The following is a 14019-nucleotide window of genomic DNA, read 5'->3' on the forward strand; positions in this document are numbered from 1 at the left end:
CCACCGCAGGAGAGGCCTGGTGCGGTCACAGCCCGGATTCGTCGTCGCGGACGAGGATGCAGCCGCACTCCGGGCACATCACGACGTCGTTCTCGCCGGCCTGGCGCAGCACCTGCAGGTCGGTGCCGGCGAGCACCATGTGGCAGCCCTCGCACGTGCGACGTCGCAGGAACGCAGCACCGGCGCTGCGGACGGCGAGGCGGTCGTACAGGGCGAGGAGGTCTGCCGGGACGCCGCCGGCGACGGCCGCGCGATCACGGGTGGCGGCGTCGAAGGCCGCGGTCGCCTCGGCGACGGCGCGCTTGCCCTCGGCGCTCAGCTCGGCACCTTCGGCGTTGGTCGCCGCGATGAGCGACTCCTGCTCGGCGACGGCGGCGTCGGCGATCTCGAGCCGCTCCATGATGGCGAGCTCCGCGTCTTCGAGGTCGTTCTTGCGGCGGGCGAGGGCGGCCAGTTCGCTCTCGAGCCCCTGCGCCTCCTTCGAGTTCGTCGAGGCGGCGAGGCGGTCCGAGTCGCGAGCCGCGCGGGCGTCGACGACGGCGACGTCGGACTCGATGCGCGACAGCTCTGTGCGCAGGTCGTCACGGGCGCCCAGACGCGTGCCGAGCTCCTGCGAGAGCTCCTGACGGCGGCCCAGCAGCTCCTGCACCCGACCGGCCTGAGGCGGGTTCTTGCGTGCGTTGTCGGCCTGGCGGATGCGGGCGTCGAGCTGGGCGACCTCGACGAGGCGGCGCTGGTCTGCGGGGCTGGCGTTCACGTCACCAACCTACCGTGGGGCATCGACGGCGCGAGCGGCGGGGACTAGCATTCGACGACCGGCCCTTCCGAAGACGAAAGGCGCGAGCCATGGGCGTTCTCCGCACCAAGTCCGTCGAGCAGTCGATCGCCGACACCGACGAACCGGAATTCCGACTCAAGAAGTCCCTGACGGCCCTGGACCTCACCGTCTTCGGCATCGGCGTCGTGATCGGCGCCGGCATCTTCACCCTCACCGGCCGTGCCGCGCACGAGGTCGCGGGCCCCGCGATCGTGATCAGCTTCGTGGTGGCCGCGATCGCCTGCACGCTCGCGGCGCTCTGCTACGCCGAGTTCGCGTCGACGGTGCCCGTATCGGGGTCCGCCTACACGTTCTCCTACTCCTCGCTCGGCGAGCTGTTCGCCTGGATCATCGGGTGGGACCTCATCCTCGAGATGTTCCTGGGCGCCAGCGTGGTCGCGCAGGGATGGAGCGCGTATCTCGGGACGCTCTTCGAGCAGCTCGGGATGCCGATCCCCGCCGAGATCGGATACGGCGGCACCGTCGACCTCATGGCGATCCTTCTCGTCCTCGTGCTCGGCGGCCTGATGACCTTCGGGATCAAGGAATCGCTGCGCGTGAACATGGTGCTCGTCGCCGTGAAGCTCTTCATCGTGCTGTTCGTCATCGTCGCGGGCCTCTTGTTCGTGAATCCGGCGAACTGGTCGCCGTTCGTGCCGGCGCCCGCGCCGAGGGAGACCGCGACGGGACTGAGCCAGCCGCTGCTGCAGTTCTTCTCCGGCGTCGAGCCCACCGCGTTCGGCGTCGGGGGCATCTTCGCCGGCGCCGCGCTCGTGTTCTTCGCCTACATCGGGTTCGATGTCGTCGCGACCACGGCTGAGGAGACGCGGAACCCGCAGCGCGACCTGCCGATCGGCATCATCGCGTCGCTGGTGATCTGCACGCTCCTGTACTGCGCCGTCGCGCTCGTGGTGACGGGGATGGTTCCCTACCAGGACCTCGACCCGGCGGCCGCTCTCGCCAACGCCTTCGCCTTCCACGGCGCGACGTGGATGGCGACGCTGATCTCGGCGGGCGCCGTGGCCGGTCTCACCACGGTCGTGCTCACCCTGCTGATCGGGGCGACGCGCATCATCTTCGCGATGTCGCGCGACGCGCTCCTGCCCGTTCGGCTCGCGAAGGTGCACCCGCGGTTCCGCACGCCGTGGGTCATCTCGATCCTCGTCACGATCATCGTCGCCGTCGTCGCGGGCTTCACGCCGATCGGCCTGCTCGAGGAGATGGTCAACATCGGCACCCTGTCGGCGTTCGTGCTCGTGTCGATCGGCGTCATCGTGCTGCGGCGCAAGCGCCCGGACCTGCACCGAAGCTTCCGCGTGCCGCTCAACCCGTGGCTCCCGGCGCTGTCGGCGGCGATCTGCGTCTACCTGATGCTCAACCTCACCGTCGAGACGTGGCTGCGATTCCTGGTGTGGCTCGTCATCGGCTTCGTGATCTACTTCGCGTACTCCCACCGGCACTCGAGAATCGGCCAGCCCGGCTATGAGGAGTTCGCGCTGCCGCACGTCGTCTCGCACCAGCGCGACGACGGCGATCGGGACGGAGACGCCGATCCGCGAGTGGATCGGTCCTGAAGTGAGTTCGGTGGGCCCTGCCGGGATCGAACCGACGACATCCACGGTGTAAACGTGGCGCTCTACCAGCTGAGCTAAAGGCCCTCGCGGCCAGTCTACGAGGTGCGTCCGGACCGTCTCGAACTCGCTAGGCTGGCAGTTGGTGCGTTTGTGCAGGGCAGACAACGCCCGCGCCGCTCCGGTAGCGATTACCTGGCACGATCTGCCAGACGACGAAAGGTCTTCTGTGACTGTCAACGATCAGGATCCGTACTCGCAGGAACCCCTCGACAGCGATCCCGATGAGACCTCCGAGTGGCAGGAATCCCTCCAGCAGCTCGTGCAGGCGAAGGGCCACGGACGTGGCCGCGAGATCATGCTGAGCCTGCTGCAGACCTCGCACGAGCTGCAGCTCAACGTTCCGCAGGTTCCCACGACGGACTACATCAACACGATCGCCCCCGAGAACGAGCCCGAGTTCCCGGGCGACGAGGAGCTCGAGCGCCGGTACCGCCGGTGGATCCGCTGGAACGCCGCGGTCACGGTGCACCGCGCCCAGCGCCCGGGCATCGGCGTCGGCGGTCACATCTCGACGTACGCGTCCTCCGCGTCGCTGTACGAGGTCGGCTTCAACCACTTCTTCCGTGGTCTGGACGACCCGACCGGCGGCGACCAGATCTTCATCCAGGGGCACGCCTCCCCCGGCATCTACGCCCGTTCCTTCCTCGAAGGCCGCCTGAGCTCCGAGCAGCTCGACGGCTTCCGCCAGGAGAAGTCGAAGGCGCCCCACGCGCTGCCGTCCTACCCGCACCCGCGCCTCATGCCGGAGTACTGGCAGTTCCCGACGGTCTCGATGGGTCTCGGACCGATCAACGCCATCTACCAGGCGATGTCGAACAAGTACCTCACCAACCGCGGCATCAAGGACCTGTCGGACTCGCATGTCTGGGCATTCCTCGGCGACGGCGAGATGGACGAGGTCGAGAGCCGCGGACAGCTGCAGGTCGCGGCGAACGAGGGCCTGGACAACCTCACGTTCGTCGTCAACTGCAACCTGCAGCGCCTCGACGGCCCGGTGCGCGGCAACGGCAAGATCATCCAGGAGCTCGAGAGCTTCTTCCGCGGCGCCGGATGGAACGTCATCAAGGTGGTCTGGGGCAGCGGGTGGGACGAACTCCTCGCCAAGGACACCGACGGCGCCCTCGTGCACCTCATGAACACCACGCCGGACGGCGACTTCCAGACGTATCGCGCGGAGGACGGTGCGTTCATCCGCGAGCACTTCTTCGGGCGCGACGAGCGCACGGCCGCTCTCGTGAAGGACTGGTCGGACGACGACATCTGGGGCAAGCTCCGCCGCGGCGGCCTGGACTATCGCAAGGTCTACGGCGCCTACAAGGCCGCGACCGAGCACAAGGGCCAGCCCACCGTGATCCTCGCCAAGACGATCAAGGGCTACGGCCTCGGGCATCACTTCGAGGGCCGCAACGCGACCCACCAGATGAAGAAGATGACCCTGCAGGACCTGAAGTACTTCCGCGACTCGATGCGGATCCCGGTCTCGGACGCGCAGCTCGAGGAGAACCCCTACCTGCCGCCGTACTACAACCCCGGATCGAACGACGAGACGATCCAGTACATGCTGGAGCGCCGTCGCGCGCTGGGCGGCTTCCTCCCGGAGCGTCGCTCGCACCACGTCGGGCTGCAACTGCCGGGCGACGACGCGTACGCGCTGCCGAAGAAGGGCTCGGGCACGCAGGAGATCGCCACGACGATGGCATTCGTCCGTCTGCTCAAGGACCTCCTCCGCGCGAAGGACTTCGGCCACCGCATCGTGCCGATCATCCCCGACGAGGCCCGCACATTCGGCATGGACGCGTTCTTCCCCTCGGCGAAGATCTACAACCCGCACGGCCAGAACTACACGTCGGTCGACCGCGAGCTGCTCCTGGCCTACAAGGAGAGCCCGCAGGGCCAGATCGTCCACGTCGGCATCAACGAGGCGGGCGCGGTCGCCGCGTTCACCGCTGCGGGCACCTCGTACGCCACGCACGGCGAGCCGCTCATCCCGGTGTACGTCTTCTACTCGATGTTCGGGTTCCAGCGCACCGGTGACGCGCAGTGGGCGGCGGGCGACCAGATGGCGCGCGGCTTCATCATCGGCGCCACCGCCGGACGCACGACGCTGACCGGTGAGGGCCTCCAGCACGCCGACGGACACTCGCTGCTGCTCGCCTCGACCAACCCGGCGACCGTGTCGTACGACCCGGCGTACGGGTACGAGATCGCGCACATCGTCCGCTCGGGCATCGAGCGCATGTACGGCGGCAACCACCCCGACCCGAACGTCATGTACTACCTCACGGTGTACAACGAGCCGCTGGTGCAGCCGGCCGAGCCCGAGGGCGTGGACGTCGACGGCATCGTGCGCGGCATCCACCGCGTCTCGACCGCCGAGGGCGAGGGCCCCAAGGCCCAGCTCCTCGCGTCGGGCGTGGGAGTGCCGTGGGCGCTCGAGGCGCAGCAGCTGCTGCGCGACGACTGGGGTGTGCAGGCCGACGTCTGGTCGGTCACCTCGTGGAGCGAGCTGCGCCGCGACGGCCTGGCCGCCGACGAGCACAACTTCCTCCACCCGGAGGAGGAGCCGCACACCGCCTACCTGACCGAGAAGCTGAAGGACGCCGCCGGCCCCGTGGTCGCGGTGAGCGACTTCATGCACGCGGTCCAGGACCAGATCCGTCCGTGGGTGCCGAACCGCTTCGCGACGCTCGGTGCCGACGGCTTCGGCTTCTCCGACACGCGCGCCGCGGCCCGTCGCTTCTTCAAGATCGACGGCCCTTCGGTCGCGGTCCGGACGCTTCAGGCTCTGGCGGAAGAGGGTGCGGTCGACCGCAGCCTCGCCGCGCAGGCCATCCAGAAGTACCGTCTGCACGACGTGACCGCCGGTACGAGCGGGAACGCGGGCGGCGAGAGCTGACCTGCGGATGGGCAAGTCCACCGAGGTGATGGACAAGGTCGAGACGCTCGCCTGGCTGCGACGCATCTCCGGCGACCTGGCGACCGTCACCATCAAGCGCCTCGAGGAGACGCTGCCCTGGTACGCCGAGATGCCACCAGCCCGACGGTCCGCCGTCGGGCTGGTGGCCCAGGCCGGAATCACGTCGTTCATCCAGTGGTACGAGGACCCCGCCTCGACGCCGTGGATCGCGTCCGACATCTTCGCGGCCGCCCCCCGCGAGCTGCTGCGCAGCGTCAGCCTGCAGCAGACCCTGCAGCTCATCCGCGTCACCGTCGAGGTGACCGAGGAGCGGGTCGCGGGCAAGGGCGAGCACCTGCGCGAGGCGATCCTGCTGTACTCCCGCGAGGTGGCGTTCGCTGCAGCCGACGTCTACGCCCGCGCCGCCGAGGCGCGCGGCCTCTGGGATGCGCGCCTCGAGGCGCTCGTCGTCGACTCGATCCTCACGGGCGAGGCCGACGAGGAGCTGCCGAGCCGCATCGCCGCCCTGGGCTGGCACGGCCACGGCGAGGTCGCGGTCCTCGTCGGCACGACTCCCCCGCAGTTCGACGTCGATCAGCTCCGTCGTACGGCGCGCAAGCTGGGTGTCGACGTCCTGATCGGTGTCCAGGGCTCGCGCCTCGTACTGGTCGTCGGGCGCTCCGAAGCGTCGACCGGCGCGGACGACCCCGTGGTCGACCTTCCCTTCGCCGAGATCGCGCGCCGCCTCGAGCCCGGCTTCGGTGCCGGGTACCTCGTGCTCGGCCCCACGGTGCCGGCGCTCGTCGACGCGAGCCAGAGCGCGCGCGCCGCCCTCGCCGGGTTCGCCGTCGCGCGCGCCTGGCGTCACGCGCCCCGCCCCGTTGAGGCTGACGACCTCCTCCCCGAGCGCGCCCTCGCCGGAGATCCCCTGGCCAAGCTCACCCTCGTCGAGCGCATCTACCGCCCGCTCCAGGCCCACAGCGCCGACCTCGTGTCGACGCTCTGGGCCTATCTCGACAACGGCCGTTCGCTCGAGGCCACCGCACGCGAGCTGTTCGTGCACCCGAACACGGTGCGCTACCGCCTCAAGCGGGTGTCCGAGGTCATCGGCTGGGACGCCACCGGCCCCCGCGAGGCCCTGATCCTGCAGACGGCGCTGATCCTCGGATCGATAGGGACGGATGCCTCGCGCCGCCGTCCGCCGCCTCGACGCAACCCCGCGTGATCTGTCCGTCGGTGTGGGCCACGCACAAAGGAGCGCGTGATTCTTGTGACGGTGTCGCCAGAACGACCTTCCTGATCCTTGACAGGATGGAACGGTGAGAATCGCGGTCTTCCCGGGGCAAGGCTCCCAGTCCCCCGGCTTCCTGACTCCCTGGCTCGAATCGGACGGCGCGGCGGATCGCCTGGCTCAGTACTCCGAGTGGTCCGGCGTCGACCTCGTCGCCGCCGGCACCGAGTGGGACGCCGACCAGATCCGCGACACCCAGGTGGCGCAGCCGCTCATCGTCGCGGCCAGCCTGCTGTCGTGGAACGCGCTGCCCGACCGTGAGCGCATCGGCGGTGTCGCCGGGCACTCCGTCGGCGAGTTCGCCGCCGCCGCGGCGGCGGGCGTCCTCAGCGAGGAATCCGCACTCACCCTCGTCGGCATCCGCGGCCGCGCGATGGCGGAGGCGGCAGCTGCCGCCGACACCGGCATGAGCGCCGTGATCGGCGGGGACGAGGCATCCGTCCTCGCCCGCCTCGCAGAGCTCGGCCTCTCCCCCGCGAACTACAACGGCGGCGGCCAGCTCGTCGTCGCCGGCGCGCTCGACGCCCTTCAGGCCCTCGCGGCCGAGCCGGTCGCCGGGACTCGCGTGATCCCGCTGCAGGTCGCGGGCGCCTTCCACACCCAGTACATGGCGCCGGCTGTCGAGGCTCTGCGTGCGGCCGCAGCCGACCACGACGTGTCCGATCCGGGGGTCACGCTGTGGACCAACCGCGACGGCTCCGCCGTGGTGTCCGGCCGTGCGTTCGTCGACCTTCTCGTCGACCAGGTCGCCTCGCCGGTGCGCTGGGACCTCTGCATGGCGTCTTTCGCCGACGCCGGGGTATCGGGCATCGTGGAGCTGTCCCCCGCGGGCACGCTCGTCGGGCTCGCGAAGCGCGCGCTCCGCGGAGTTCCCGCCGTCGCCGTCAAGACGCCCGCTGACCTGGAGGCCGCCGCCGCGCTGGTGGCCGCCGACGCCTGACCGGAGTACCCCCGCATGACCCGCAGCCTCATCCAGCCAACCGGTGCCGCCCACACGCGCATCTACTCCTACGGCGCCGCCCGTGGCGAGATCGCGGTGCCGAACGACGACCTCGTCGGCCCGATCGACTCGAGCGACGAGTGGATCCGCCAGCGCACGGGCATCGTCACGCGTACTCGTGCGGTGGCCGAGACGGACGCGATCGACCTCGCGACCGATGCCGCCCGCGAGGCGATCGAGCGGTCCGGCGTCGACGCGTCGCAGGTCGACGCGGTCATCGTCGCGACCATCAGCAACCCGAAGCAGACCCCGTCGGTGTCGGCGATCGTCGCCGATCGCGTCGGCGCCAACCCCGCCGCGGCGTACGACGTGAACGCCGCATGCGCCGGCTTCGCCTACGGCGTGGCCCAGGCCGACGCGCTCATCCGCGCCGGCGCCGCGCACTACGCCGTCGTCATCGGCACCGAGAAGCTCAGCGACATCGTCGACCCCGCCGACCGCAGCATCTCGTTCCTGCTCGGCGACGGTGCGGGTGCGGTCGTCGTCGGCCCGAGCGAGACGCCCGGCATCGGCCCCACCGTGTGGGGCTCCGACGGGTCGAAGGCCGAGGCCGTGGGCATGAACCACACGCTGACCGAGTTCCGCGACGGCGTCGCGCCGTGGCCGACCCTGCGCCAGGAGGGCCCCACCGTCTTCCGCTGGGCGGTCTGGGAGATGGTGAAGGTCGCACGCCAGGCGCTCGAGGCCGCCGGGGTCGAGGCATCCGATCTCGCCGCCTTCGTGCCCCACCAGGCGAACATGCGCATCATCGACGAGTTCGCCAAGCAGCTGGGCCTGCCCGACACCGTCCTGATCGGCCGCGACATCGAGACCACCGGCAACACCTCGGCGGCCTCCATCCCGCTGGCCACGCACCGACTGCTCGAGGAGCACCCGGAGCTCAGCGGCGGCCTCGCGCTCCAGATCGGCTTCGGCGCCGGACTGGTCTTCGGCGCGCAGGTGGTCGTCCTTCCCTGACGCGGCGAACCGCGACCCTAGACTGATTCCCGGCCCGCTCGGGCACGCCTACCCCTAACAAACAGGAGAATCCCATGGCATTCACCAACGACGAAGTCCTCGCGGGACTCGCGGAGCTCATCACCGACGAGACCGGTATCTCGGCCGACGAGGTCGCGCTCGAGAAGTCGTTCACCGACGACCTCGACATCGACTCGATCTCGATGATGACGATCGTCGTCAACGCCGAGGAGAAGTTCGGCGTCACCATTCCGGACGACGAGGTCAAGAACCTCAAGACCGTCGGCGACGCCGTCACCTTCATCACGTCGAACCAGGCGTAGGACCATCCCGGTGGGGGCCGCGGGCCCCCACCGGCCATCATCACGAGGACTCTGATCTCCATGAGCACACCCCGTATCGTCGTCACCGGCATCGGTGCATCGACCCCCATCGGCGGCACCGCCCCCGAGAGCTGGTCGGCGCTGATGAACGGAGCATCCGGCACGCACACGATCGAGCAGGAATGGGTCGCGGAGTACCAGCTCCCCGTCACCTTCGCCGCGCAGGCGCTCGTCCGGCCCGACTCCGTGCTGGAGCGCCCCGTGGCCAACCGCCTCGACCCTTCGGCGCAGTTCGCGCTCGTCGCGGCGTTCGAGGCCTGGGAGGACGCGGGCAAGCCGGAGGTCGATCCCGAGCGGTTCGCCGTGGACTTCGCGACCGGCATCGGGGGCCTGCAGACCACGCTCGCGGGCTGGGACACGCTCAAGACCAAGGGACCTCGCCGCGTCATGCCGATGAGCGTCCCGATGCTCATGCCGAATGCGCCGGCCGCGGCCGTCTCGATGCACCTGAACGCCCGCGCCTACGCGCGCACCGTGGCTTCGGCGTGCGCATCGAGCACCGAGTCGCTCGTCAACGCGTTCGAGAGCCTTCGTGCCGGTCGCGCCGACGTCGTCATCGCCGGTGGCGCCGAGGCGGTCATCCACCCGCTCACCATCGCCGCTTTCGCCGCGATGCAGGCGCTGTCCAAGCGCAACGACTCCCCCGAGACCGCGTCGCGCCCGTACAGCGTCGACCGGGACGGGTTCGTCATGGGCGAGGGCGCGGCAGCGCTGGTCCTCGAGACCGAGGAGCACGCCAAGGCCCGCGGCGCGAAGATCTACGGCGAGGTCGTGGGCGGCGGCGTGACGGCCGATTCGTACCACATCACGGCTCCGGAGCCCGAGGGTCTGGGTGCCTCGCGCGCCGTCCGCCTCGCGCTCGAGCAGGCGGACGCCACGCCCGACGAGGTCACGCACATCAACGCGCATGCGACCTCCACTCCCACGGGCGACATCGCCGAGTACAAGGCGCTCCTGAGCGTCTTCGGCGACCGCGTCCACGAGATCCCCGTCTCGGCGACGAAGGGCGCGACCGGTCACCTGCTGGGCGGCACCGGCGCGCTCGAGGCGATCTTCACGCTCCTCGCGCTGCGCGAGCGCCAGGCGCCGCCGACCATCAACGTGAGCACGCAGGACCCCGACATCCCGCTGCGCATCTCGGACGCCCCGATCGCCCTCGGTGCGGGCGATCAGCTCGCGATCAGCAACTCGTTCGGCTTCGGCGGTCACAACGCCGTCGTCGCCTTCCGCTCGGTCTGACGACCCGCGACGCGAAGACGCCCCCGGCGATGCCGGGGGCGTCTTTCGTGTCAGGCGGCGGTTCGCGGTCCCAGGGCCCGGGATTCATGGCCTCCGAGCCTCGGTAGTGGCGCCTCACGCCGCCTGCGGCTGTGGGGTTGTGGGCGTCAGCCGACCTTGTGCAGCCAGACGACGGGCGCATCGTCGCTCGCGTGGCGGAACGGCTCGAGCTCCTCGTCCCATGCGGCGCCGAGCGCGACATCGAGTTCGCGCTGCAGCTCGAACGCGTCGCCGCCGGCGATCTCCATCGCGTAGCGGATGCGGTCCTCGCCGATGACGACGTTGCCCGCGGAGTCGGTCTGGGCGTAATGGATGCCGAGGCCCGGCGTGTGCAGCCAACGGCCGCCGTCGCTGCGGGGCGTGGGATCCTCGGTGACCTCGAAGCGCAGGTGCTCCCAGCCGCGGATGGCGGTGGCCAGGGCCGAGCCGGTCCCGGCGGCGCCTTCCCAGTAGAACTCGGACCGCCTGCTGCCGGTCAGCACGGGCTGATCCGCCCAGTCGAAGCTGACGGCGCGGCCGAGGGCTCGCCCCACAGCCCACTCGAGGTGGGGGCACAACGCTCGTGGCGCGGAGTGGATGAAGATCACCCCACGCGCCTTTTGTGTCGCCATGATCTCTCCGTTCGTCAGGTGCGTCTTCCCCTACGACCTGCGACGGTGTCACGACGTGCTGTTCGGTTGTGCTGCCGCCATTATCGCGGAGAGGGCCCGGGAATCACAAGACTGTGATTCCCGGGCCCCCTCGGATCAGGCGGGCGGTGCTCAGGCCTCGCTCATGGCCTGGACCTCGGCCTTGCCCTTGGCGGCGTAGTACGCGGCGCGCGCGGCGTCACGGCGGGCCTGCTCGGCCTGACCGGCGTCGAGCACCTCCTGCGCCACCTCGAACTGCGGCGCGGTCGGCACGGCGTGATACTTCTCCATGTAGGCGTCGAGCTCGGGGCCCGACTCCCAGGAGGTGATGAGGCAGTAGCGCGGCTCGGTGCCGTCGTGGTGCACGGCGTGCCACAGGCGCTGCGTGTCGACGATGAGCTGGGCGCCGGCGGGCAGCGCCACGCGGTACTCGATGCTCGGGTCGGTGCGGTTCTCACGCAGCACGAAGTAGGTGTTCTTGTCGTCGGTGAGGTTGAAGAAGCCGCGCACGACCCAGCCGGTGCCGTCGGGGTTGAGGCGGTTGTTGTCGTCCTGGTGGAGGTTGTACAGCGCGTCGGCGTAGGTGTTGGGCTGCAGCTCGATGATGCGGCAGCGGCCGACGTTCGCGCCCGGCTCCTGCGCGCGACGCGTCAGGGTCGGCGCCTTCTCGGTCTGCTCGGGGATCCAGACGCCGTCCTTGTCGGTGCGCGGCGGCGTGTGGTTCCAGAACCCGTTGCACTCGATCTCGCCCTTGGCGGACGCGAGCGGCGCGAAGCGGGTGTCGCCCGACGACTTCCAGTCGACGTACTCGATCGACAGCCACTCCTGCGGGTCGATCTCCTCACCGTAGGAGTCGAGCACCACGAAGCCGGTCTCGTCGAGAGCGGCGGACTTGATGTAACCCATGACGAATCATGCCTTTCGGTCAGTGAGCCAGCACGTTTTAACAGGCTCAACTTAGGCAAGCCTACCTCGGGGGTCTGGACGCCCCCCAAGCCCGCGCCGTGAATAACCGGCGGCCGTCGTGCGCCCGATTCGAGGCGGGGAGCCCGGCCTAGACTGGACGGGCCATGGTCACTGCCACGAACGTCGATGCCACTGCTGTCAACACCATCGGCTGGCTCTCCGCCGCGGACTGGACGATCGTCGTTCCGGTGTATCAGCGGCAGTACCGGTGGGACATCGGCGGGTGCGAACAGCTCCTCTCCGACATCCGTGCGGTGGCGGATCTCGACGATCGGCAGATGCACTTCATCGGCTCGATCCTCTCTTCGGCGAGCGGCGAGGGATCCGACGCCGAACTCGTGCTGATCGACGGGCAGCAGCGCACGACGACGCTCATGCTGCTGGTCGCCGCCCTGCATCACACCGTGCGCGAGGCGGATCCGGACCTCGCCGATCAGCTGCAGCGCGTGCTCGTCCATTCGCACGACGCGACGCGCACGAAGCTGCGCCCGCACCGCGCATGGGCCTCGGTGTTCGAGCGTGTCGTGCTCGATCTCCCCCTCGCGGCGGGCGAGCACCGAGATTCGCGGTTCGACGACAACTACGCGTTCTTCCGCAGCCAGATCAGCCTCGAGGAGGCGCCCCACATCTGGCGAGGGCTCCAGAAGCTCGAGCACGTGGCGATCACGCTCGGCGCCGGCGCCAACGCCCAGCAGATCTTCGAGAGCCTCAACTCGACCGGGGAGCCGCTGCGCGACCACGAGCTCATCCACAACTACGTGCTGATGGGGCTCAACCACTCGGAGCAGCGGGAGATCGAGGCCGACTACTGGCAGGCGATCGAGCAGAACACCGGCGAGTCGATCGCGGAGTTCTGGCGGCAGTACCTCGTCATGCGGACAGGCCGAGAGGTCACCGTCGTCGGCGGCCGCGGCGTGTACGACGCCTTCCGTCACGAGTTCCCGCGGCTCGATTTCGAGGCACTCCTGAGCCACGCCGACGAGTGGCGAGAGCTCTCCCGCGTGTACCGCATCCTGCTGCGGCCGAAGGAGGCGCCGGATGCCGAGATCACGCGTCACCTCGCCTACCTCGGCACCTTCGGCACGGGCATGTACCCGCTCGTGATGCGGGCGTACCGCGACTTCGAGCTGGGGTCGCTCGGGCGCGACGAGCTGATCGACACGCTCGAGATGGTGCAGTCACTGCTCGTGCGCCGCGCGGTGGTCGGCACCGGGGTGGATCGCCTGGTCGCGCGCCTCTGCCGCGCGCGCGAAGAGGGTGCCGGCGCGCTCGTGGCGGCGATCTCGCGCATCACGCCGTCCGACGAGCGGATCGCGGTCGCCCTGAAGTACTCGGAGCTCCCCCACGCGGCCTACGTCCTCGGCCGCATCTCCGGTGTGGACGGCGCGGGCGGGCTCGACGTCGAGCACATCTTCCCGCTCGCCCCCGGCGACGGCTGGTCGGGTGACGGCGTGCGCGAGTGGGCGTCGTACACGGACGACGAGCAGAACAGCCATCGCGCCCTCGCGAACACGATCGGCAATCTCACCGTCCTCGAGGAGGATCTCGCCCTCCGTGCTCTCGATCGCTCGTTCCCCGAGAAGCGGGCCCTCTACGCGCGCAGCGCCGTCGCCACCACCGCCGAGCTCGCCGCGCTCCCGTCCTGGGGCACGGCGGCGATCGCGCACCGTTCGGCGCAGCTCACCGGCCGGTTCGTCGAGGTCTGGAAGCGTCCGGGCGGTCCGGCGATCGACGACGACGGCCTCACCCCGATCCTCGACGCCGTCCGCCGTCGCGGATGGCCTCCCGGATGGCACCGGGAGTGGTCGTATGTCGAGTACTGCGGCGAGCACTGGGAGGTGCCCGACGTCAAGTACCTCTTCAACCGCGTCTTCAAGCGGCTGTGGGCGGATTCCCGCGAGTCGGTCGTCGCGTACAGCGCGCGCCGGGGTGGTCCGGTCTACACCGCGCAGTCCTGGAACGGTCAGTGGGACCGTCTCGACGACGAGCACTCGCTCTACATGGGCTGGGACTCCAGCTACATGCTCAGCGCCGTGCAGGGCGTGCTCGAAGAGGCAGGGCTGGCCCCCGAGGTCTTCGTGAAGTACTCCTACATCGGCAACGCGATGTGAGAGCGGGACGGATGCCTCGCCACGAGGCATCCGTCCCGTTCATCGCTGGGACGCCGG

Annotated in this window: 11 protein-coding genes and 1 tRNA gene; 8 read left to right on the forward strand and 4 right to left on the reverse strand. The window is 69.8% G+C overall.

Annotation, left to right across the window (positions count from 1 at the left end):
* Nucleotides 1-25: 25 nt before the first annotated feature.
* Nucleotides 26-757, reverse strand: a complete 732-nt coding sequence (locus Q9R33_RS09495; protein ID WP_056367350.1) for a zinc ribbon domain-containing protein — start codon at nt 755-757, stop codon at nt 26-28.
* A gap of 89 nt (nt 758-846) precedes the next feature.
* Here Q9R33_RS09495 and Q9R33_RS09500 point away from each other — a divergent pair, with 89 nt between their 5' ends.
* The gene (locus tag Q9R33_RS09500; protein WP_310246706.1) at nt 847-2391 is read left to right on the forward strand and encodes an amino acid permease; all 1545 of its coding nucleotides are present in this window, start codon (nt 847-849) and stop codon (nt 2389-2391) included.
* 11 nt (nt 2392-2402) lie between these two features.
* Here the strand turns inward: Q9R33_RS09500 and Q9R33_RS09505 are convergent.
* Nucleotides 2403-2475, reverse strand: a tRNA-Val gene (locus Q9R33_RS09505).
* A 142-nt stretch (nt 2476-2617) separates the two neighbouring features.
* Here Q9R33_RS09505 and aceE point away from each other — a divergent pair.
* The 6 genes from aceE (at nt 2618) to Q9R33_RS09535 (ending at nt 10217) form a co-directional block, all read left to right on the forward strand.
* Nucleotides 2618-5347, forward strand: coding sequence for a pyruvate dehydrogenase (acetyl-transferring), homodimeric type (gene aceE / locus Q9R33_RS09510; RefSeq protein WP_311293597.1), 2730 nt, complete (start codon nt 2618-2620; stop codon nt 5345-5347).
* Between the two features lie 7 nt (nt 5348-5354).
* Nucleotides 5355-6572, forward strand: coding sequence for a PucR family transcriptional regulator (locus Q9R33_RS09515; protein ID WP_396654084.1), 1218 nt, complete (start codon nt 5355-5357; stop codon nt 6570-6572).
* Nucleotides 6573-6666: 94 nt separating this feature from the next.
* On the forward strand, nt 6667-7578 hold the full coding sequence (locus Q9R33_RS09520; protein ID WP_056367354.1) for an ACP S-malonyltransferase: 912 nt from the start codon (nt 6667-6669) through the stop codon (nt 7576-7578).
* A gap of 15 nt (nt 7579-7593) precedes the next feature.
* Nucleotides 7594-8595 carry a beta-ketoacyl-ACP synthase III gene (locus Q9R33_RS09525; RefSeq protein WP_056367355.1) on the forward strand — a complete coding sequence of 334 codons (1002 nt, stop codon included), beginning with the start codon at nt 7594-7596 and terminating at the stop codon, nt 8593-8595.
* A 74-nt stretch (nt 8596-8669) separates the two neighbouring features.
* The gene (locus Q9R33_RS09530; protein WP_013586517.1) at nt 8670-8918 is read left to right on the forward strand and encodes an acyl carrier protein; all 249 of its coding nucleotides are present in this window, start codon (nt 8670-8672) and stop codon (nt 8916-8918) included.
* A 60-nt stretch (nt 8919-8978) separates the two neighbouring features.
* Nucleotides 8979-10217 (forward strand): beta-ketoacyl-[acyl-carrier-protein] synthase family protein, encoded by a 1239-nt coding sequence (locus Q9R33_RS09535; protein ID WP_311293598.1) that lies wholly within the window; start codon nt 8979-8981, stop codon nt 10215-10217.
* Nucleotides 10218-10363: 146 nt separating this feature from the next.
* Here the strand turns inward: Q9R33_RS09535 and Q9R33_RS09540 are convergent, their stop codons facing one another.
* Together Q9R33_RS09540 and Q9R33_RS09545 are read right to left on the reverse strand one after the other, a co-directional pair.
* A complete protein-coding gene (locus Q9R33_RS09540) occupies nt 10364-10867 on the reverse strand; it encodes a DUF3145 domain-containing protein (RefSeq protein WP_082496903.1) in 504 nt (167 codons plus the stop codon).
* Nucleotides 10868-11017: 150 nt separating this feature from the next.
* The gene (locus Q9R33_RS09545; protein ID WP_056367358.1) at nt 11018-11791 is read right to left on the reverse strand and encodes a hypothetical protein; all 774 of its coding nucleotides are present in this window, start codon (nt 11789-11791) and stop codon (nt 11018-11020) included.
* Between the two features lie 164 nt (nt 11792-11955).
* Between Q9R33_RS09545 and Q9R33_RS09550 the strand changes: the two genes are divergently transcribed.
* Nucleotides 11956-13962: a DUF262 domain-containing protein gene (locus tag Q9R33_RS09550; protein ID WP_311293599.1), complete on the forward strand. Its 2007-nt coding sequence runs from the start codon at nt 11956-11958 to the stop codon at nt 13960-13962.
* The last annotated feature ends 57 nt before the right edge of the window (nt 13963-14019 follow it).

The sequence above is a fragment of the Microbacterium sp. PRC9 genome (assembly GCF_031844125.1).
Lineage (GTDB): Bacteria > Actinomycetota > Actinomycetes > Actinomycetales > Microbacteriaceae > Microbacterium.

Bases quoted from the DNA above. Each gene is read 5' to 3' on its own strand.
- Q9R33_RS09535 (WP_311293598.1), top strand. From the start codon at position 8,979: ATGAGCACACCCCGTATCGTCGTCACCGGCATCGGTGCATCGACCCCC.
- Q9R33_RS09545 (WP_056367358.1), bottom strand. From the start codon at position 11,791: ATGGGTTACATCAAGTCCGCCGCTCTCGACGAGACCGGCTTCGTGGTG.
- Q9R33_RS09525 (WP_056367355.1), top strand. From the start codon at position 7,594: ATGACCCGCAGCCTCATCCAGCCAACCGGTGCCGCCCACACGCGCATC.
- Q9R33_RS09530 (WP_013586517.1), top strand. From the start codon at position 8,670: ATGGCATTCACCAACGACGAAGTCCTCGCGGGACTCGCGGAGCTCATC.
- Q9R33_RS09550 (WP_311293599.1), top strand. From the start codon at position 11,956: ATGGTCACTGCCACGAACGTCGATGCCACTGCTGTCAACACCATCGGC.
- Q9R33_RS09500 (WP_310246706.1), top strand. From the start codon at position 847: ATGGGCGTTCTCCGCACCAAGTCCGTCGAGCAGTCGATCGCCGACACC.
- Q9R33_RS09540 (WP_082496903.1), bottom strand. From the start codon at position 10,867: ATGGCGACACAAAAGGCGCGTGGGGTGATCTTCATCCACTCCGCGCCA.
- Q9R33_RS09515 (WP_396654084.1), top strand. From the start codon at position 5,355: ATGGGCAAGTCCACCGAGGTGATGGACAAGGTCGAGACGCTCGCCTGG.